This window comes from Rhodoferax sp. WC2427 (genome assembly GCF_040822085.1).
GTDB lineage: Bacteria > Pseudomonadota > Gammaproteobacteria > Burkholderiales > Burkholderiaceae_C > Rhodoferax_B.
The window spans coordinates 1,783,831-1,803,032 of sequence record NZ_CP162006.1; the positions used below are offsets into that span (position 1 = coordinate 1,783,831).

Consider the following 19,202-nt stretch of genomic DNA (forward strand, 5'->3'; position numbering starts at 1 on the left):
CACCATGCACCCCGACCATCCGAATAAAAAAGTCACGGCCAGTGATGTGGCCGAGCGCGCCGGTGTCTCCAAATGGACCGTGTCGCGCGCCTTTACTGACGGGGCCTCCATCGCCCCCGAGGTGCGTGACCGCGTCCGGGTGCTGGCCACCGAGATGGGTTATTCGCCCAATCTGCTGGCCCGCAGCCTGTCGACCCGCAGCACCGGCCTGATCGCGCTGGTGGTGGACGAGTTGGGTAACCCCAATCAGCTGGTGTCCTTGAACGAGGCCACCCGCCAGCTCCAGGCGCGGGGTCTGAGCACCCTGCTGCTGAACACCAGCCCCGAGTACCGGCCTGCGATGGCGCTGCGCCTAGCAGACCAGTTCCAGGTGGACGGCATCATGTTCTTGGGCACCACGCTGACGCGGGATTTGATTGAATTGGCGCAGCGCATCAAGCACATCCCGCTGGTGGTCATCATGCGCAACAGTGGGCAGGCCGATATTCCCTTCGTCAGCACCGATGGCTATGCTGCGGGCGCGGAGATTGCCAATCTGTTTCTGGCGCAGGGCTACCGGCGCATTGGCTACATGGCGGGGCCGATGTCCGAGCGCACCGAGCTGCGGCGTCTGGAGGGCTTTCGGGACCGGCTCAGCGCATGTGGCATGTCTTTGACCACGGTGCTGGAAACCATGCACTACCGTCGCGAGGAGGGCATGCACGCGCTGCAACGCTACCTGGCATCTACGCCCCGTGATGTGCGCCTGGAAGCGCTGTTCTGTGAAAACGACATTCTGGCCATCGGTGCCATGGACGCGCTGGTGGCCGCCAACGCCCAGCGCAAGATCGCCATCGTCGGCTTTGACGACATCGAGATGGCCGCGTCTCCCAGCTACCAGCTCACCACCTTCCGCCAGCCGGTGGACTACCTGGTGGGCGAGGCCATTCGGCTGATCGTCGAGCCCGCCAGCGCTGCGTCCCGGGCGCTCATGGCCCCGGGTTCCTTGGTGCTGCGCGACTCGCACCGGCGGCAAGACTAGGGTTTTTTGCGTCCGGGTGCAAGCCCGCAGGACTGCCTGGGCTGAGGCTATTGCGACCATGGCAGGCTAAAACAGGCCTTTCGCCCCGTTATTTTTGAAAATATCCATTTTTTACAGTGGTGTATTGAAAGTTTATTTCCACGGGCAAACACCTAGATGGGTTTTGCGGGATGTTGGCTACAGTGGCTTGCACCCGGTTGCATTACGGCAGCCGGTGGGCTTCACACCCGTTTTCGCCATCCACACAAGACACACGAGGAGATCAACATGCACGCTGTACAACGTACCCTGAAACGGGTGGCCGCCGCCGCCATCATGGCCACCCTGGCCACCACGGCCATGGCGGCAGGGCCCAAAATTTTCGTGATCGGCGGCAAGGCCGACGATCCGTTCTGGTCGCGGGTCAAAAAGGGTGCCGACGACGCGGCCCTGGTGGTCAAGGCCGCGGGCGGCACGGTCACCTGGATGGGCCCACAGACCTACGACAACCTCGGCCCCGATGCGGCCAAGCTGATCCGCTCGGCCCTGAGCCAGAAGCCCGATGCCATCGTCGGCCCCGACTGGGTGCCCGAAGCCATGGATGCGGCCTTCAAGGAAGTGGTGGCGGCCGGTGTGCCGCTGATCATCTACAACTCCGGCGGCATGGAGGCCGCCAAGCGCCTGGGTGCCCAGAACTACGTGGGCAGTGAAGAGTACGTGGCGGGCACGGGTGGCGGCGAATACTTTGCCCGCAACGGTGCCAAGTTCGTGCTGTGCATCAACACCCAGCCCGGCTCCACCAACCAGGAGGCGCGCTGCAAAGGCGTGGCCGATGGCATGGCCAAGGGTGGCGGCAAGAGCGTGCAGTTGCCCCTGCCATCTTCGGCCTTCGGCAACCCCACGGCGGTGGCCCAGGCCATCAAGGCCGCGCTGCAAAAAGACCCCAGTGTCGATGGCGTGATCACCATCGGCGCCAACGATGCCAACAGCGCCGCCAACGGCATCAGCCAGGGCGGCTTCACCAAGCGGGTGAAGCTGGGCACCTTTGACATCGACCCCACCAACCTGCAGCGCATCAAAGCGGGCACCCAGCTCTTCTGCATCGACCAACAACCCTACCTGCAGGGCTACCTGGCGGTGTCTATGCTCAACGCCTATGTGCAGTACGGCCTGAAAGTGCCGACCGCGCCCATCCTGACCGGCCCCGGCATCGTCGACGCGTCCAACGTGGATGCCACCGTGGCGGGTGCCGCCGCCGGAGCCCGCTAACCGACGTATGGCGGGGCGCAGCCTGGATGGCTGGGCCCCGTCCCCCTCCCATGACCACTTCGAGCCCACCATGAACCCGCACACCTCCATGTCAGCGTCTGCCGCCAGCGCGCCAGATGCGCCCACGCGCCCAGGCCGCACGCCCTGGTCTTTTGGCGCACTGCTGCGCCGCCCCGAAACCGGCTCCTTCATCGGGCTGGTGGCGGTCTTTGTCTTTTTCTCCATCTTCGGTGGAGCCACCTTTTTGTCCGCCGGGGGTGCCGCCAGCTGGCTGAACATCGCCGCCGAGCTGGGCATCATCGCCTTGCCGGTGGGCCTGCTGATGATTGCAGGCCAGCTGGACCTGTCGATCGGCAGCGTGATCCCGGCCAGCTCCATGACCATTGCCATCGTCTCCGGCCACTTCGGCCTGCCCATGCCGGTGGGCATGGCTGCGGCACTGGGCCTGGGGCTGGCGGTAGGCTGGCTCAACGGCTACCTGGTGGTGCGTACCGATCTGCCGTCCTTCGTGGTCACTCTGGCCACCTTGTTTGCGGTGGCGGGTTTGACGCTGGGCCTGTCGGTGATCGTGGCCGGCAGCACCAGCGTGGCCCTGGTCAGCGCGCCTATCTACAAGATGCTGTTTGGCGATTTCATCGACGGCAAGTTCGAGGTCGTTTTGCTGTGGTGGCTGGCCGCCATCGGCCTGGTCAGCTATATCCTGAGCTACTCCAAATACGGCAACTGGATTCTGGCGCTGGGCGGCGACAAGGTCAGCGCGCGCAACGCGGGCATTCCTACCGACAAGCTCAACATCGCGTTGTACATGTCCAGCGGCTTTTGCGCGGCGTTTGTGGGCATGTGCCAGGCCATTCTGTACAACAGCGCGCAAGTGTCTGCCGGGCAGTCCTTCATCTTCAATTCCATCATCGCGGTGGTCATCGGTGGCGTATTCCTCACCGGGGGCTACGGCTCGGTGCTGGGCATCGTGCTAGGCACGGTCACCTTCGCCATCGTCAATCAGGGCATTTACTACACCGGCTTTGATGCCAACTGGGCCAGCCTGATCATTGGCGTGCTGCTCCTGGCCGCCGTGCTGCTCAACAACACCTTCCGCACCCTGGCGCTGGCCCACTCCAAGCCGCGCACCACGACAAAGGCTTTGAAATGACCGCCTCCACTTCCCAATCCACCCCTTTGCTCCAGCTCAAAGGTGTCCACAAATCCTTCGGCCCGGTTGATGTGCTGCACGACATTTCACTGGACGTGCATGCCGGTGAAGTGCTGTGCCTGCTGGGCGACAACGGGGCGGGCAAGTCCACCCTGATCCGCCTGCTGTCTGGTGTGCACAAGCCCACCTCGGGCCAGATGCTGATGAATGGCAAGCCGGTGCTGTTCGAGAACCCGCGCGAGGCCAGCAACCATGGCATTGCCACGGTGCACCAGTTTGGCGGCACTTTTCCGCTGATGAGCATTGGCCGCTCGTTCTTCGTGGGGGCCGAGCCCACCAAGCGCTGGGGCCCGTTCGAGGTGTTTGACCGCGAGTACGCCAACGGCGTGGCGGTGCGCGAGATGCGCGAACTGGGCATCACCCGCATCGACGACGGCGACCGGCTGGTAGGCGGGTTGTCGGGCGGCGAGCGCCAGGCCCTGGCCATTGCCCGCGCCGTGCACTTCGGTGCCCATGTCTTGATTCTGGACGAGCCCACCGCCGCGCTGGGCGTGAAAGAGGCCGCCCACGTGCTGCGCATCGTGCAGCAGGCGCGCAAAAAAGGTATCGCCGTCATCTTCATCACCCACCAGGTCATGCATGCCCTGACCGTGGGCGACCACTTCGCGGTGCTGATCCGGGGGGCCAAGGCCGCCGACTTCCGCAAAGGCGAAAAGACCCGCGAGGAAGTCACCGACCTCATGGCCGGTGGCGAAGCCATGGCGGACCTGGAAGCCGAGATCGAAAGCCAGATGTAGGCTGGAAAATGCGGTGGGCAGCTATGCTTCTAAAAGAATAGCTGCTCACGCCCATTGAATAAGCGCTAGAGGCCTAAAAGTCTCTTAAATAATGCGTTTGGCCAGCAGCGCCCGGCCCACGCGCGAGGCCGAGGCACGGCCCAGCTGGGCGTTGATCCAGTCGCCGCAGTCCACCAGCCGGTCCAGGTCGATGCCGGTGTCGGCGCCCAAGCGGTGCAGCAGATACACCACGTCCTCGGTGGCCACATTACCGGTGGCCCCCTTGGCATACGGGCAGCCGCCCAGGCCGCCCACCGAGCTGTCGAAGGCCCGCAGGCCAAACTGGTACGAGGCGTACACGTTGGCAATCGCCATGCCGTAGGTGTCGTGGTAGTGGCCTGCCAACTGGGCCACGGGCACCTGCTGCGCCACCGCCTCCAGCATGCGCAGCACCGCGTCGGGCGTGCCCACGCCGATGGTGTCGCCCAGCGAGACCTCGTAGCAGCCCATGGACAGCAGTTGCCCTGCGACATCGGCCACACGCTGGGGGGCTACATCGCCCTCGTACGGGCAGCCCAGCACGCAGGACACATAGCCGCGCACCCGCACGCCCCGGGCCTGGGCGGCGGCCATCAGCGGGGCGAAGCGGGCCAGGGATTCGGCGATGGAGCAGTTGATGTTCTTTTGCGAAAACGCCTCGGAGGCGGCTGCGAACACGGCTACGTGGTCGGCCCCGGCCGCCACCGCCGCCTCAAAGCCCTGCAGGTTGGGGGTCAGCACCGGGTAGGTCACACCAGGGCGGCGCACCAGGCCGCGCAGCACCTCGGCGGCATCGCCCATTTGCGGCACCCACTTGGGCGATACGAAGGATGTCGCCTCGATCTCGCGCAGCCCGGCATCGGCCAGGCGCTGGATCAGCTCCAGCTTGCTGGCGGTAGAGACGGGCTGCTTTTCGTTTTGCAGGCCGTCGCGCGGGCCCATCTCGATGATGCGGACGTAGGTCATTCAGTCGCCTCAAAATCCACCAAATCTACCCCATCGCCCACCTGTTCCCCGGCGCTGAAATAGAAAGCTTTGACGATGCCCTTGGCGGGGGCGTGGATGGTGTGCTCCATCTTCATGGCTTCCAGCACCAGCAGGGGCGTGCCTTTTTCTACCGAGGCACCTACGGTGGCCAGCAGGGCAATCACCTTGCCGGGCATGGGTGCGTGGATCCCGCCGTGGGCATCGTCGCCGCCTTCGCCGTGCAGCAGCTCCACCTTCGTCAGTGCCCAGCTTTGGCCGTGGCAGAACACGTGAAGGTGCGCGTCTTGGGCCACCACCGTGGCGGTGAGTCGGCGGTCGCCCAACTGCACTTGCTGCACTTGGAATGCGCTGGTGCGGCGGGCCAGCACGGGGTCACCGCCCAGGCCCAGCAGCACGCCATCGACCACCACCTCGGCGGTGACCCGCTGCTCGGTGTCGCCACAGCGCAGGGGAATGGTTTGCTGCGATGTGCCGTTGAGCCGCCAGCCGTCCAGCACGCGCCAGGGCGAGTCGGGTTCCATGGCGGGCAGGGCGGCGGCGTCCTTTTGGCTTTGCAGCACGCTTAAAGCGGCCAGCATCCATACGTCGGCGGGCACGGCCTCGGCCAGTGCGGGGAACAGGTGTTCCTGCTCGCGTTCGATCAGTGCCGTGTCCAATTTGGCCTGGGCAAACGACGGGGTGGTCACCAGGCGCTGCAGGAAGGCCACGTTGTTGGCCACGCCGACGACTTGGTAGTCGGCCAGCGCCTGGCGCATGCGGGCCAGGGCCTGGGTGCGGTCGGCATCCCAGACGATGAGCTTGGCGATCATCGGGTCGTAGTGGGGTGTGATGTTGTCGCCTTGCTCTACCCCGGTATCGACGCGCACATGGGCGGAAGCGGAGGGGGGCTGCAGATGGCTGAGGCGGCCGGTGGAGGGCAAGAAGCCCTTGTCCGGGTCTTCGGCGTAGATGCGCGCCTCGATGGCGTGGCCGGACAGCACCAGTTGCTCTTGCGCCAACGGCAGGGGTTCGCCCGAGGCCACACGCAGCTGCCACTCCACCAGGTCCAGCCCGGTAATCATCTCGGTCACCGGGTGCTCTACCTGCAGCCGGGTGTTCATCTCCATGAAGTAGAAGGCACCGTCCTGGTGGGCGATGAACTCCACCGTGCCTGCGCCCACGTAGCCCACGGCCAGGGCGGCGTTGACGGCGGCCGTGCCCATGGCGGCACGGCGCTCGGGCGTCATGCCGGGGGCGGGGGCTTCTTCCAGCACCTTCTGGTGGCGGCGCTGCACCGAGCAGTCGCGCTCAAACAAATACACGCAGTGGCCCAGGCTGTCGCCAAACACCTGGATTTCGATGTGGCGCGGCTGCAGCACGTACTTTTCGATCAGCACATGGTCGTTGCCAAAGGCGCTGAGGGCTTCGCGCTGGCACGACACGAGCGCTGCGGCAAAGTCTGCCGCCGCATCCACCCGGCGCATGCCCTTGCCACCGCCGCCCGCGCTGGCTTTGATCAGCACCGGGTAGCCGATTTTCTCGGCCTGCGCGGCCAGAAAGCCGGGCTCCTGGTGGTCGCCGTGGTAGCCGGGGGTCAGGGGTACACCGGCTTTTTCCATCAGGGTCTTGGCCGCAGACTTGCTGCCCATGGCGCGGATGGCCGCGGCGGGCGGGCCGATGAAGACCACCCCGGCCTGGGCGCAGGCATCGGCAAAGTCGGCGTTCTCGGACAAAAAGCCGTAGCCGGGGTGCACGGCCTGGGCACCGGTTTGTAGCGCGGCGGCCAGGATCTTGTCGGCCACCAGGTACGACTCGCGGGCCGCCGCCGGGCCGATGCACACGGCCTCGTCGGCCAGACGTACATGGCGGGCATTGGCATCGGCCTCGGAGTAGACCGCCACGGTGCGGATGCCCATGCGGCGGGCGGTTTGGATGACCCGGCAGGCGATCTCTCCGCGATTGGCAATGAGGATTTTGTTAAACATATTTTTTCCTTACGGCACCCAGGAGGGCGCGCGCTTTTCAAGAAAGGCCGCCAGGCCTTCGCGGGCCTCGGGCGTGGCGCGCAGGCGGGCGATGCGCTGGGCGGTGTCTTCCACCAAGGCATCGTCGATGGGGTGGTTGGCGACGGCACGGATCAGCGCGGTGGCGGCGGCTTGCGCACCGGAGCCACCGGCCTGCAAAGCCGCCAGCAGGGTGTGCACGGTGGCATCCAGCGCCTCGGGTGCGGCAATTTCGTGGGCCAGGCCCAGGGCCAGGGCGCGTTCGGCGCTGATGCGCTCTGCCGTCTGGAAGTAGCGGTAGGCCTGGCGTTCGCCGATGGCGCGCAGCACGTAGGGGCTGATGGCCGCGGGGATGATGCCAAAGCGCACTTCCGAGGTGGCGAACTGCGCCTTGCTGGAAGCCACGCAGATGTCGCACGCGGCAGCCAGGCCCATGCCGCCGCCCAATGCCGCACCGTGCACGCGGGCGATGGTGGGCGTAGCCATGCAGGACAGGGTGCGGAACAGATTCGCCAGCTGGCGCGCATCGTCCACGTTTTTCTCCAGCGTGGCCGCGCCCTGGCGCTGCATCCAGCCCAGGTCGGCCCCGGCCGAAAAGCTTTTGCCCCGGCCCGCCAGCACCACGGCGCGTACGGCGGGGTCGGCATCCAGCGCCCGCAGGGCCAGGGTCAGCTCGGTGATGAGGGTTTCGTCAAAGGCGTTGTGGACCTCGGGCTTGTTCATCCACAGCCAGGCGGCGCTGCCCTGGTGTTCGATTTCTAGGGTGGTGTACATAACAAGCTCACATGCGGAAGATGCCGAACTGGGTGGGCTGGATGGGCGCATTCAGCGCCGCCGCCAGCGACAGACCCAGCACGCGCCGGGTTTGCGCCGGGTCCACCACGCCGTCGTCCCACAGCCGGGCGGTGGCGTAGTAGGGGTGGCCCTGCAACTCGTATTGGGCGCGGATGGGGTCTTTGAAAGCGGCTTCGTCCTCGGCCGACCACTGGCCGCCCTTGGCTTCGATACCCTCGCGCTTCACCGTGGCCAGCACGCCCGCGGCCTGCTCGCCGCCCATCACGCTGATGCGTGCGTTGGGCCACATCCATAGGAAGCGGGGCGAATAGGCCCTGCCACACATGCCGTAGTTGCCCGCGCCAAAGCTGCCGCCCACCAGCATGGTGATCTTGGGCACATTGGCGGTGGCCACGGCGGTGACCATCTTGGCGCCGTCTTTGGCGATGCCGCCGTTTTCCACCTTGCGGCCAATCATGAAGCCGGTGATGTTCTGCAAAAACACCAGCGGAATGCCGCGCTGCGCGCACAGCTCGATGAAATGCGCGCCCTTCTGGGCCGACTCGGAAAACAGAATACCGTTGTTGGCGATGATGCCCACCGGCATGCCGTACAGCCGGGCAAAGCCGGTAACCAGGGTGCTGCCATAGCGGGCCTTGAACTCGTCAAAGCGCGAGCCGTCCACGGTGCGGGCGATGAGTTCGCGCACGTCGTAGGGCTTGCGCGCGTCCAGCGGCACCACGCCGTAGATTTCTGCAGGGTCGTACAGCGGCTCTTCGCTGGATTCCAGCTTCACCGTGAAGGGTTTTTGCCGGTTCAGGTTGGCGACGATGTTGCGGGCGATGAGCAGGGCGTGCGCGTCGTTGTCGGCCAGGTGGTCGGCCACGCCGGAGATGCGGGTGTGCACGTCGCCCCCGCCCAGGTCTTCGGCGGTAACGACTTCGCCGGTGGCGGCTTTCACCAGCGGCGGGCCGCCCAGGAAGATGGTGCCCTGGTTCTTGACGATGATGGTTTCGTCGCTCATGGCGGGCATGTAGGCCCCGCCTGCGGTGCACGAGCCCATCACCACGGCGATTTGCGCGATGCCCATGGCGCTCATCTGGGCCTGGTTGTAGAAGATGCGGCCAAAGTGGTCGCGGTCGGGGAAGACTTCGTCCTGGCGCGGTAAAAAGGCCCCGCCCGAATCCACCAGGTAGATACAGGGCAGGTGGTTTTGCATGGCGATTTCTTGCGCCCGCAGATGCTTCTTGACCGTGAGCGGGTAGTAGGTGCCGCCTTTCACGGTGGCGTCGTTGGCCACCACCATGCATTCCACGCCGTTTACCCGGCCCACGCCGGTGATCAGCCCGGCGGCGGGGGCCTCGCCGTCGTACAGGCCGTAGGCCGCGAGCTGCCCCACCTCCAAAAACGGCGTGCCGGGGTCGATCAGCTGGGCCACGCGGTCGCGCGGCAGCAGCTTGCCGCGCGCGGTGTGGCGCTGGCGGGCCACCTCGCCGCCGCCCAGGGCGGCCTCGGCGGCTTTGGCGCGCAGGTCTTGCACCAGGGTGCGCATGGCCGTGGCGTTGGCCTGGAAGTCGGCGGAGCGCACGTTGAGCTGGGATGCGAGTATGTTCATGCCGTCTTTTCCTCGTTCAGCCCGAGCTGCTCTTTCATGGCATCGCGGATCTTGTACTTCTGGATCTTGCCCGTCACCGTCATGGGGAACGCGTCGACGAAGCGGATGTATTTGGGCACCTTGTAGTGCGCGATCTGCGCTTTGCAGAAGTCGCGGATCTCGTCTTCGGTGGCGCTCTGCCCCGGCTTGGGGATGATCCACGCGCACAGCTCTTCACCGTAGCGCTTGTCGGGCAGGCCGACCACCTGCACGTCCTGTACCTTGGGGTGGCGGTACAGGAATTCTTCGATCTCGCGCGGGTAGATGTTCTCGCCGCCACGGATCACCAGGTCCTTGATGCGGCCCACAATATTGACATAGCCCTCGGCGTCCATGGTGGCCAGGTCGCCGGTGTGCATCCAGTGCCCGGTGTCGATGGCCTCGCGGGTCTTTGCTTCGTCTTCCCAGTAGCCGTGCATCACCGAATAGCCGCGCGTGCAGAGCTCGCCCGGCGTACCGCGCGGCACCATGGCACCGGTGTCGGGGTCGATGATCTTGATCTCCAGGTGCGGCTGCACCGTGCCCACCGTCGACACGCGCTGGGCCAGCGGCGTGTCGGTGCTGCTCTGGCAGCTCACCGGGCTGGTCTCGGTCATGCCATAGGCGATGGTGATCTGCGACAGGTGCATCTGCTCGACCACGCGCTTCATCACCTCGGTCGGGCAGGGCGAGCCCGCCATGATGCCGGTGCGCAGTGTAGAGAGGTCGAACGCGCCGAAGCGCGGGTGGTCGAGCTCGGCGATGAACATCGTCGGCACGCCGTGCAGCCCGGTGCACTTTTCGGCTTGCACTGCTTCCAGCACCGTGAGCGGGTCGAAGCCGTCGCTCGGGTAGACGATGGTGGCGCCGTGGGTGAGGCAGGCCAGGTTGCCCAGCACCATGCCGAAGCAGTGGTACAGCGGCACGGGGATGCACAGCCGGTCGGCGGGCGTAAGCTGCATGCATTCGCCGATGAAGAAGCCGTTGTTGAGGATGTTGCGGTGCGTTAGCGTGGCACCCTTGGGAAAGCCCGTGGTGCCGCTGGTGAACTGGATGTTGACCGGGTCGGTGGCCTGCAGGCTGCTGCCGATCTGCGCAATGCGCGGGTCGTCGGGCTGGCCGCTGGCCAGCAGGTCGGAGAAGCGCCGCATGCCTGGCTGGTCCGTTTCGCCGTCACGGTCGATCCACGCGGTATGGCGCAGCAACGGCAGGCGCTGGGGCCCCAGTTCGCGCAGCATGTCCAGGTAGTCGCTGGTCTTGAAGCGGGCCATCGTGACCAGCGCCTTGACGCCCACCTTGTTGAGCGCGTATTCGAGCTCCGAGGTGCGGTACGCCGGGTTGATGTTGACCAGGATGATGCCGACCTTGGCGGTGGCGATCTGCATCAGCACCCAGGCCACATTGTTGTGCGACCAGATGCCTACGCGGTCGCCGGGCACCAGGCCCAGGTTCAGCAGGGCGCTGGCGAGGCGGTTCGCGGCAACTTGCAGTTCGCGGTAGCTGAAGCGGCGGGCTTCGTGTCGGCTTACCAGGGCCTCGCGCTCGGGCTGCCGGGCGACCATGTCGTCAAAGAAAGCGCCGATCGTCTGCTCGATCAGCGGTACCGCGGTGGCGCCTTGGGCGTAGCTGGGGGTCGGTGCCATGGTTTTGGCCCTCACGCGGTTTCGTTAAACAGCTCGCGGCCGATCAGCATGCGGCGGATTTCGCTGGTGCCCGCGCCGATCTCGTACAGCTTGGCATCGCGCCAGAGGCGGGGCGTGGGGTATTCGTTGGTGTAGCCGTTGCCGCCCAGGATCTGGATCGCCTCCCCCGCCATCCAGGTGGCTTTTTCGGCCAGGTACAGGATGGCCCCGGCGGCATCCTTGCGCAGCGTGCGGGCGTGGTCGGTCCGGTCGCAGGCGGTGGCCACGGCATAGCCGTAAGCGCGGCAGGCCTGCCAGGTGGTGTACATGTCGGCCAGCTTGCCCTGCATCAGCTGGAATTCGCCGATGCTTTGGCCGAACTGCTTGCGGTCGTGCACATAGGGCAGCACCACGTCCATGCAGGCTGCCATGATGCCCAAAGGCCCGCCGCAGAGCACGGTGCGCTCGTAGTCCAGGCCTGACATCAGCACCTTGACGCCGTTACCCACCCCACCCAGCACGTTCTCGGCGGGGACTTCGCAGTCCTCGAAGAACACCGGGTAGGTGTTGGAGCCGCGCATGCCCAGTTTGTCCAGCTTGGCACCGAAGCCCAGGCCTTTGAAGCCTTTTTCGATGATGAAGGCGGTCATGCCCCGGGCACCGGCCTGCAGGTCGGTCTTGGCGTAGACCACCAGGGTGTCGGCGTCGCCGCCGTTGGTGATCCACATCTTGGAGCCGTTGAGCACATAGCGGTCGCCCCTTTCTCCATGAACCAAGTCGGCGCGCAGCTGCATGCTGACCACGTCGGAGCCCGCATTGGGCTCGCTCATGGCCAGGGCCCCCACGTGCTCGCCGTTGACCAGTCGGGGCAGGTAGCGGTCTTTTTGCGCCGGGGTGCCGTTGCGGTGGATCTGGTTGACGCACAGGTTGGAGTGCGCGCCGTAGCTCAGGCCGACCGAGGCCGAGGCACGCGACACCTCTTCCATGGCCACCATGTGGGCCAGGTAGCCCATTTCGGTGCCGCCGTACTGCTCCGACACCGTCATGCCATGCAGGCCCAGGCTGCCCAGCTTTTGCCACAGGTCGGCGGGGAACAGGTTGTCGCGGTCGATGGCGGCGGCGCGCGGGGCGATTTCGGCGGCGGCAAAGCTCTGCACGGTGTCGCGCAGCATCTCGATGGTGTCGCCAAGGTGGAACGCAAGGGAAGGCAGGTGGGCCATGGGGTGTCTCCTCAAATAGTTGCCGATAGTTTCATCCCTCGGCGCGGACAATGGTTGCCAATGTGGTTGCAAATCGTGCCAATGTTGGCTAGCCTCGGGGCATGCCACCTCGTTCGCCAGCGCCTGCAGCCGCACCCCCCCGCGCCGCCACCCCCGTCGCCTTTGTGAAGGCGGTGTTGCTGGCCTATGCGCGCTACGGCCAAGACCCCGGTCCGGCCTTGCAGGCCGCACAAATTGCGCCAGCCCTGTTGGCCGATCCACAGGCCTGCATCACGGCGGCGCAAATGGAGACGCTGTGCAATACCGCCATGCGGGCGCTGGACGACGAAGCCCTGGGCTGGTTCTCGCGCAAGCTGCCCTGGGGCAGTTACGGCCTGTTGTGCCGGGCCTCGCTGGGTGCCCCCAACCTGGGGGTGGCCATCAAGCGCTGGTGCCGCCACCACCGCCTGCTGACCGATGACCTGGAGCTGGCGCTGCGCGTCGAGGGCGACGAGGCGGTGCTGGCGCTGACCGAGCGGCGAGACTTTGGCCCGCTGCGCGAGTTTTGTCTGGTGACCAGCCTGCGCTACCTGCACGGCTATGCCTGCTGGGCCATCGACTCGCGCATCCCGCTGCGCGCAGTGGTGTTTCCGTTCCCGGAGCCCGCGCATGGGCAGGTGTATCCGCTGATCTTTCCGGGGCCTACGGTGTTTGGCGCGCCACAGGCGGGCTTTCGCTTCGACGCCCGTTACCTGGGCCTGGCCCTGCGGCGCGACGAACCGGCCCTGCAAACCATGCTGGAGCGGGCGCTGCCCTTGACCGTGCTGCAGTACCGGCACGACCGGTTGCTGCAGCAGAGCGTGCGGGCGCTGCTGCGTACCCGCTCCGGCGAGCTGCGCAATGCCGAGGCCCTGGCCATGGCGCTGGGCCTGTCAACCCGCAGCCTGCACCGGCAACTGCAGCTGGAAGGCGTGTCGCTGCAGGCGCTGCGCGACGAGGTGCGCCGCGAAGTGGCGGTGGACCTGCTGCGCCGTACCGACTGGCCGGTGAAGCAGGTGGCGCACACGGTGGGTTTTTTGAACGAAAAGAGCTTTTCGCGGGCTTTCAAGGCCTGGACCGGGCTTGCGCCCAGCGAGATGCGCTGAGACTCAGGCGGCAGCTTGGGCCACCATCCGGGCGCCTATAGCCGCAAATTCGGCCACGCCCGAATCCCGCAGCACCGCGCCCACCTTCTGTAGATAGGCCGGGGTGGCGGTCAGCGGTACTTTTTCCAGCCACTGCAGCGCTTCCGGCAGCCGCCCGCGAGCGGCCAGCATGCCCGCATAGTTGAACTGGCCGCGGAAGTCGCCACCCTGGGCGGCTTCCTGATAGCAAAAGAAAGCGGCTTCCATGTCTTTCTCCACCACCAGCCCATCTTCGTAGTAGCGGCCGATCTTGGTCATGGACTTGGCGTGGCCCAGGTCGGCGGCCTGGCGGTACAGCTGCAGCGCGGCGGCATGGTCTTGCGGCACGCTTTTGCCCTCGGCATGCTGGTTGGCCAGGTTGTACAGCCCGGCGTCCAGCCCCTGGCTGGCGGCTTTTTTGTACCAGGCCACGGCGGCAAACAGGTCGATGGGCGCGCCCCAGCCGTTTTCCAGGCAGCGCCCGGCCATGTTCATGCCGATGGCGTGGCCTTGTTCGGCAGCCTGTAAAAACCAGTGCAGGGCCTGGGCCGGGTTGCGTTCTACGCCGTGGCCGTCCAGCAGCCACTGGCCCAACACGGCCTGTGCGTTGGCGCGGCCCAGGGTGGCCGCGGCGGTGATCCAGGGGGCGGCCTGCTCGGCGGGGCCTGACAGCACTGCAGTCCATTCGGCAGGACTGACGCGGGACAGGGCCTCGGCGCTGGTGGGGATGGGGGGCAGGGCGGTCATGGGCGGTGCAGATGAGATAAATGGTCCGAATTATGCGTAAGCTATTGGCCTATGAAAGCTTACCGCGCCTCCATCCTCCGTTTTGCCCCCGACCACTCGGCCATTTTTGAAGAAGACGGCCTGCTGGTGGTCGGCCCGGATGCGTCGGGCACCCGGCGGGTGCAGGCCGTGGGGCCATACCGCACGCTCGGCCCCAAATACCCGGGTTTGCCGGTCGAACACCTGCCGGGGCGCATCCTGGCACCGGGCTTTGTGGACATGCACATCCACTACCCGCAAACCGACATCATCGGCTCGCCCGCCGACGGCCTGCTGCCGTGGCTGGAGAACTACACTTTTCCTGCAGAAAAACAGTTCTCTGCGCCAGCCCATGCTGAAGAAGTAGCTCGTTTTTTTGTAGCAGAGCTGCTGCGCAACGGTGTGACCACGGCGCTGGCCTTTGCCACTTCGCACCCGGCGTCGGTGAACGCCTTGTTTGCCGAGGCGCAGAAAAACCACATGCGCCTGATCACCGGCAAGGTGCTGCAAGACCGCAATTCCCCCGACGGCGTGCGCGACGATACCGAGCAAAGTCTGCTCGACACCGAGGCGTTGATCCAGCGCTGGCACGGCGTGGACCGCCTGGGCTACGCCATCACGCCGCGGTTTGCGCCCACCAGCACGCCCGCCCAGTTGCGCGGTGCGGGCGCGCTGGCGGCCCAGTACCCCGAGGTGTGGGTGCAGTCCCACGTGGCCGAAAACCTGGGCGAGATCGCCTGGGCCAAAGAGCTGTTTCCCGATGCGCGCAGCTACCTGGGCGTGTACGCGGATTTTGGCCTGCTGCGCCCGCGCGCCGTGTACGCCCACTGCATCCACTTTGACGATGCCGACCGCGCCCTGATGCGCGACACGGGTACCGTGGCGGCCATCAGCCCGACCAGCAACCTGTTTCTGGGCAGCGGCTTTTTCGACTACGAGGGCGCAGACCGCATCGGCTTTGGCTACGGCCTGGCCAGCGACGTGGGCGGCGGTACCAGCTTCAGCCCGTTTCACACCATGCGCGCGGCCTACTACGTGGGCCGCGAGGGGCAAACCAAGCCCGGCCTGTCGCTCAGTCCGCAAAACCTGTGGTGGCAGCACACGGCAGGGGCAGCCAAGGCGCTGGGCCTGGACGGCGTGGTGGGCAACCTGGCGGTGGGTTGCGAGGCCGATTTCCTGGTGCTGAACCCGCAGGCCACGCCCTTGCTGGCCCGCAAGGCGGCACGGGCGCAGAGCCTGGACGAACTGCTGTTCGGCCTCATCATCCTGGCCGATGACCGGGCGGTGGAGCGCACGGTGATCTCCCAGGCCAAATAGACCGTTAGTGCTTGTAACGTATGTGCATATAGCTATTACTTTGGTAGCGATGGGCGTGTCGGCGCGTTACAATCGTGGCCAACCTCAGAGACTGCCCAATGACTATCAAAAGCGACAAGTGGATTCGCCGCATGGCCGAGCAAACCGGGATGATCGAGCCGTTTGAACCCGGCCAGATTCGCGAACGCGACGGCCACAAGATCATCAGCTACGGGACCAGCAGCTACGGCTACGACATCCGCTGTGCGCCCGAATTCAAGGTGTTCACCAACATCCACAGCACCGTGGTCGATCCCAAGAACTTCGACGAAAAGAGTTTTGTCGATTTTTCGGGCGACAGCTGCATCATTCCGCCCAACAGCTTTGCGCTGGCCCGCACGGTCGAGTACTTCCGCATTCCACGCAATGTGCTCACCATTTGCCTGGGCAAAAGCACCTACGCGCGCTGCGGCATCATTGTCAACGTGACCCCGTTCGAGCCCGAGTGGGAGGGTTACGTGACCCTGGAGTTCAGCAACACCACACCGCTGCCCGCCAAGATCTACGCCGGCGAGGGCTGCGCCCAGGTGCTGTTCTTTGAAAGCGACGAGGTCTGCGAGGTCAGCTACAAAGACCGCGGCGGTAAATACCAGGGCCAGGTGGGCGTGACCTTGCCGCGCGCGTAACCCGGCAATTTGCAGTGCCAAGGGCCTGATTCTTGCAACTGCACAGGGCGACTTCAAGGAAATACCATGTGCCAAATGCTCGCCATGAATTGCAACAGCAGCGCCAGCATCAACTTCTCGTTTGCCGGGTTTTCTGCCCGCGGAGGGCAGACCGGCGAGCATGCCGACGGCTGGGGCATCGCCTTCCACGAGCGCACCGGCTGCCGGGTGTTTATTGACGACGGGCGGGCCAGCGACTCGGCCCTGGCCGACTTTGTGCGCAGCTACCCCATCAAGTCCAAGTCGGTACTGGCACACATCCGCAAGGCTACCCAGGGCGCGGTCACTTTATCCAACTGCCACCCGTTCCAGCGCGAATGGCTGGGCCAGCACTGGGTGTTCTGCCACAACGGCGACCTCAAAAACTACCACCCCAACCTGCGCGGCAACTACCTGCCGGTGGGCACTACCGACAGCGAAAAGGCCTTTTGCTGGATATTGCAGGAGCTGCGCAGCGCATTCAAAGGAGCCTGCCCGCCGAGCTGGAAGCAGTTGGCACCGGTGCTGGCCGGGCTGTCGCGCCGCATCGCCAGGCACGGCACGTTCAACTTCCTGCTGTCCAACGGCGAGGCCATGTATGCGCATTGCTCCACCAATCTCAGCTGGGTGTCGCGCCAGCACCCGTTCCAGACCGCCCGTCTGATCGACTGCGATATGACACTCGACCTGCGCCAGGCCAATAGCGAGAGCGACCGCATGGTGCTGGTGGCCACCGAGCCGCTGACCGCCGACGAGCCCTGGGACAGCTTCGCCCCGGGCGAACTCAAGGTGTTTGTCGAAGGTGCCCAGGTCTGGAGCAGCACCAGCCTGCCACCCCAGCCCACCAAGCCAATGAAACCCGTGAAAGCCGCCCGGGCCGTGCCGCCCAAGCCGGTAACCGTGCGTGCCAGCCTGGGGGCACCCGCGTGAGTGCTGCCGCAGCGGAGGGTGGTCGCCGGGTGCTGGAGGTGCAGCACTTGGGGGTGCGGTTTGAAACCAAGGAGCGCGTGGTGGATGCCGTACGCGACCTGTCTTTCCACGTCAATGCAGGCGAAACCCTGGCCATCGTAGGCGAGTCGGGTTCGGGCAAGTCGGTATCGTCTCTGGCGCTGATGCGGCTGGTGGAGAACGGCGGCGGGCGCATCACCAGCGGCAGCATGCAGTTCCACCGGCGCGATGGCAGTACGCTGGACCTGGCCCAGGCCAGCGCAGCCACCATGCGCGGCATCCGCGGCGCCGAAATGGCCATGGTGTTCCAGGAGCCCATGACCTCGCTGAACCCGGTGTTCCCCGTGGGCGAGCAGATTGCCGAATCCATCCGCCTGCACCAGCGGCTGGGCCGCACCGCCGCCCTGGCCGAGGCCCTGCGCATGCTCGACCTGGTGCGCATCCCCGAGGCCAAGAATGTGCTGGGCCGCTTTCCGCACCAGCTCTCTGGCGGCATGCGCCAGCGGGTCATGATCGCCATGGCCTTGGCGTGCAAACCCCGTCTGCTGATCGCCGACGAGCCCACCACCGCGCTGGACGTGACTATCCAGGCCCAGGTGCTGTCGCTGATCCGACTGCTGCAAAGGGATATGCAGATGGGCGTGGTGTTCATTACCCACGACATGGGCGTGGTGGCCGAGATGGCTGACCGCGTGCTGGTCATGCTGCGCGGCGACAAGGTCGAAGAGGGCGACTGCGCGCGCCTGTTTGCCGCCCCCCAGCACCCCTACACCCGCGCGCTGCTGGCGGCGGTACCTACGCTGGGGGCCATGCACGGTACCGACAGCCCGGCCAAATTTCCGCTGCTGGATGCGCCGAATGCGCCGAATGTGGCGCTCTGGCCGGAGCGCGACGCCGTGCAATACGACAAGCCGCCGGTGCTGAATGTGCAGGGTCTGACCACTCGCTTCCCGGTGCGCACCGGGCTGCTGGGCCGCGTGACGCGGCAGGTGTATGCGGTGGAGCAGGTCAGTTTCAGCCTGCAGCGCGGCGAAACGCTGGCCCTGGTGGGCGAGTCGGGCTGCGGCAAGTCCACCACCGGGCGCTCGCTGGCGCGGCTGGTGGAATTCAATGCGGGCAGTGTGGACGTAGCCGGGCGGGCGATTGCCCCGTTGAAAGGCCGCAGCTTGCAGGCCTTGCGCCGCGACGTGCAGTTTATTTTCCAGGACCCGTTTGCCTCGCTGGACCCGCGCCTGACGGTGGGCTTTGCCATCATGGAGCCGCTGCTGGTGCACGGCGTGGCCAGTGGCGCAGAAGCCGAAAAGCGGGTGGCCGAGCTGCTGTACCGCGTGGGCCTGCCTGCCAACGCTGCCCAACGGTATCCGCACGAATTCTCTGGTGGGCAGCGCCAGCGGATTGCAATTGCCCGGGCGCTGGCGCTGAACCCCAAGGTGGTGGTGGCCGACGAGGCGGTGTCGGCACTGGACGTGTCCATCCGAGCGCAGATCGTCAACCTGATGCTGGACCTGCAGCGCGATTTCGGCATTGCCTTTTTATTCATCTCGCATGACATGGCCGTGGTGGAGCGCATCAGCCACCGGGTGGCGGTGATGTACCTGGGCCAGATTGTGGAGATCGGCCCCCGCCGTGCGGTGTTCGAGAATCCGCAGCATGCCTACACCCGCCGCCTGATGGCCGCCGTGCCGGTGGCCGATCCGGCGCGCCGCCACATGCAGCGCGAACTGCAGACCGGCGATATCCCCAGCCCGATCCGTGCCATGGACGATGCGCCGCAGGTGGCTCCGCTGGTCGAGGTAGGCCCCGGCCACTTCGTGGCGCGCCACGCGGTGGGTGGGATGTATTAGTTTTTGGCTTCCCGTGTGGCTTTGTGCCCGTCGGGATTTTTTGTAACCCTG

Annotated in this window: 16 protein-coding genes; 9 read left to right on the forward strand and 7 right to left on the reverse strand. The window is 65.8% G+C overall.

The annotated features are described in order from the left end of the window. Nucleotides 1-4 precede the first annotated feature (4 nt). The 4 genes from AB3G31_RS08435 to AB3G31_RS08450 all read left to right on the forward strand — a co-directional run bounded on the left by AB3G31_RS08435 (nt 5) and on the right by AB3G31_RS08450 (nt 4,216). Nucleotides 5-1,021 (forward strand): LacI family DNA-binding transcriptional regulator, encoded by a 1,017-nt coding sequence (locus tag AB3G31_RS08435; RefSeq protein WP_367849745.1) that lies wholly within the window; start codon nt 5-7, stop codon nt 1,019-1,021. Between the two features lie 267 nt (nt 1,022-1,288). After that, a complete protein-coding gene (locus AB3G31_RS08440) occupies nt 1,289-2,269 on the forward strand; it encodes a sugar ABC transporter substrate-binding protein (RefSeq protein ID WP_367849746.1) in 981 nt (326 codons plus the stop codon). Nucleotides 2,270-2,339: 70 nt separating this feature from the next. Continuing rightward, on the forward strand, nt 2,340-3,419 hold the full coding sequence (locus tag AB3G31_RS08445) for an ABC transporter permease (RefSeq protein ID WP_367849747.1): 1,080 nt from the start codon (nt 2,340-2,342) through the stop codon (nt 3,417-3,419). After that, complete coding sequence (locus tag AB3G31_RS08450; RefSeq protein ID WP_367849748.1) at nt 3,416-4,216, forward strand: ATP-binding cassette domain-containing protein; 801 nt, start codon at nt 3,416-3,418, stop codon at nt 4,214-4,216. The genes AB3G31_RS08445 and AB3G31_RS08450 overlap by 4 nt, the downstream gene beginning before the upstream one ends. An 84-nt stretch (nt 4,217-4,300) precedes the next feature. Here the strand turns inward: AB3G31_RS08450 and AB3G31_RS08455 are convergent, their stop codons facing one another. Genes AB3G31_RS08455 through AB3G31_RS08480 form a run of 6 tightly spaced genes read right to left on the reverse strand, consistent with a single transcriptional unit; the run spans nt 4,301 to nt 12,452 of the window. Continuing rightward, nucleotides 4,301-5,200, reverse strand: a complete 900-nt coding sequence (locus tag AB3G31_RS08455; RefSeq protein ID WP_367849749.1) for a hydroxymethylglutaryl-CoA lyase — start codon at nt 5,198-5,200, stop codon at nt 4,301-4,303. Then, nucleotides 5,197-7,185 (reverse strand): acetyl-CoA carboxylase biotin carboxylase subunit, encoded by a 1,989-nt coding sequence (locus tag AB3G31_RS08460; protein WP_367849750.1) that lies wholly within the window; start codon nt 7,183-7,185, stop codon nt 5,197-5,199. The genes AB3G31_RS08455 and AB3G31_RS08460 overlap by 4 nt, the downstream gene beginning before the upstream one ends. A gap of 9 nt (nt 7,186-7,194) precedes the next feature. Next, the gene (locus tag AB3G31_RS08465; RefSeq protein ID WP_367849751.1) at nt 7,195-7,977 is read right to left on the reverse strand and encodes an enoyl-CoA hydratase/isomerase family protein; all 783 of its coding nucleotides are present in this window, start codon (nt 7,975-7,977) and stop codon (nt 7,195-7,197) included. A 7-nt stretch (nt 7,978-7,984) separates the two neighbouring features. Next, nucleotides 7,985-9,592, reverse strand: a complete 1,608-nt coding sequence (locus tag AB3G31_RS08470; protein ID WP_367849752.1) for a carboxyl transferase domain-containing protein — start codon at nt 9,590-9,592, stop codon at nt 7,985-7,987. After that, complete coding sequence (locus AB3G31_RS08475) at nt 9,589-11,253, reverse strand: AMP-binding protein (RefSeq protein WP_367849753.1); 1,665 nt, start codon at nt 11,251-11,253, stop codon at nt 9,589-9,591. The genes AB3G31_RS08470 and AB3G31_RS08475 overlap by 4 nt, the downstream gene beginning before the upstream one ends. An 11-nt stretch (nt 11,254-11,264) precedes the next feature. After that, on the reverse strand, nt 11,265-12,452 hold the full coding sequence (locus tag AB3G31_RS08480) for an isovaleryl-CoA dehydrogenase (protein WP_367849754.1): 1,188 nt from the start codon (nt 12,450-12,452) through the stop codon (nt 11,265-11,267). Nucleotides 12,453-12,553: 101 nt separating this feature from the next. Between AB3G31_RS08480 and AB3G31_RS08485 the strand changes: the two genes are divergently transcribed. Then, nucleotides 12,554-13,576 (forward strand): AraC family transcriptional regulator, encoded by a 1,023-nt coding sequence (locus tag AB3G31_RS08485; protein ID WP_367849755.1) that lies wholly within the window; start codon nt 12,554-12,556, stop codon nt 13,574-13,576. Between the two features lie 3 nt (nt 13,577-13,579). Here the strand turns inward: AB3G31_RS08485 and AB3G31_RS08490 are convergent, their stop codons facing one another. Then, nucleotides 13,580-14,341: a tetratricopeptide repeat protein gene (locus AB3G31_RS08490; protein ID WP_367849756.1), complete on the reverse strand. Its 762-nt coding sequence runs from the start codon at nt 14,339-14,341 to the stop codon at nt 13,580-13,582. A gap of 51 nt (nt 14,342-14,392) precedes the next feature. On the opposite strand from AB3G31_RS08490, the gene guaD reads away from it, so the two are divergent. The 4 genes from guaD (at nt 14,393) to AB3G31_RS08510 (ending at nt 19,151) form a co-directional block, all read left to right on the forward strand. Next, nucleotides 14,393-15,676 (forward strand): guanine deaminase, encoded by a 1,284-nt coding sequence (guaD, locus tag AB3G31_RS08495; protein ID WP_367849757.1) that lies wholly within the window; start codon nt 14,393-14,395, stop codon nt 15,674-15,676. Nucleotides 15,677-15,774: 98 nt separating this feature from the next. Next, a complete protein-coding gene (dcd, locus tag AB3G31_RS08500; protein WP_367849758.1) occupies nt 15,775-16,341 on the forward strand; it encodes a dCTP deaminase in 567 nt (188 codons plus the stop codon). A 66-nt stretch (nt 16,342-16,407) separates the two neighbouring features. Next, complete coding sequence (locus AB3G31_RS08505) at nt 16,408-17,289, forward strand: class II glutamine amidotransferase (protein WP_367849759.1); 882 nt, start codon at nt 16,408-16,410, stop codon at nt 17,287-17,289. After that, nucleotides 17,286-19,151: a dipeptide ABC transporter ATP-binding protein gene (locus AB3G31_RS08510; RefSeq protein WP_367849760.1), complete on the forward strand. Its 1,866-nt coding sequence runs from the start codon at nt 17,286-17,288 to the stop codon at nt 19,149-19,151. The genes AB3G31_RS08505 and AB3G31_RS08510 overlap by 4 nt, the downstream gene beginning before the upstream one ends. The last annotated feature ends 51 nt before the right edge of the window (nt 19,152-19,202 follow it).

Coding starts and splice junctions, on each gene's coding strand:
- AB3G31_RS08435 (WP_367849745.1), top strand. CDS start 5: ATGCACCCCGACCATCCGAATAAAAAAGTCACGGCCAGTGATGTGGCC.
- AB3G31_RS08440 (WP_367849746.1), top strand. CDS start 1,289: ATGCACGCTGTACAACGTACCCTGAAACGGGTGGCCGCCGCCGCCATC.
- AB3G31_RS08445 (WP_367849747.1), top strand. CDS start 2,340: ATGAACCCGCACACCTCCATGTCAGCGTCTGCCGCCAGCGCGCCAGAT.
- AB3G31_RS08450 (WP_367849748.1), top strand. CDS start 3,416: ATGACCGCCTCCACTTCCCAATCCACCCCTTTGCTCCAGCTCAAAGGT.
- AB3G31_RS08455 (WP_367849749.1), bottom strand. CDS start 5,200: ATGACCTACGTCCGCATCATCGAGATGGGCCCGCGCGACGGCCTGCAA.
- AB3G31_RS08460 (WP_367849750.1), bottom strand. CDS start 7,185: ATGTTTAACAAAATCCTCATTGCCAATCGCGGAGAGATCGCCTGCCGG.
- AB3G31_RS08465 (WP_367849751.1), bottom strand. CDS start 7,977: ATGTACACCACCCTAGAAATCGAACACCAGGGCAGCGCCGCCTGGCTG.
- AB3G31_RS08470 (WP_367849752.1), bottom strand. CDS start 9,592: ATGAACATACTCGCATCCCAGCTCAACGTGCGCTCCGCCGACTTCCAG.
- AB3G31_RS08475 (WP_367849753.1), bottom strand. CDS start 11,253: ATGGCACCGACCCCCAGCTACGCCCAAGGCGCCACCGCGGTACCGCTG.
- AB3G31_RS08480 (WP_367849754.1), bottom strand. CDS start 12,452: ATGGCCCACCTGCCTTCCCTTGCGTTCCACCTTGGCGACACCATCGAG.
- AB3G31_RS08485 (WP_367849755.1), top strand. CDS start 12,554: ATGCCACCTCGTTCGCCAGCGCCTGCAGCCGCACCCCCCCGCGCCGCC.
- AB3G31_RS08490 (WP_367849756.1), bottom strand. CDS start 14,341: ATGACCGCCCTGCCCCCCATCCCCACCAGCGCCGAGGCCCTGTCCCGC.
- guaD (WP_367849757.1), top strand. CDS start 14,393: ATGAAAGCTTACCGCGCCTCCATCCTCCGTTTTGCCCCCGACCACTCG.
- dcd (WP_367849758.1), top strand. CDS start 15,775: ATGACTATCAAAAGCGACAAGTGGATTCGCCGCATGGCCGAGCAAACC.
- AB3G31_RS08505 (WP_367849759.1), top strand. CDS start 16,408: ATGTGCCAAATGCTCGCCATGAATTGCAACAGCAGCGCCAGCATCAAC.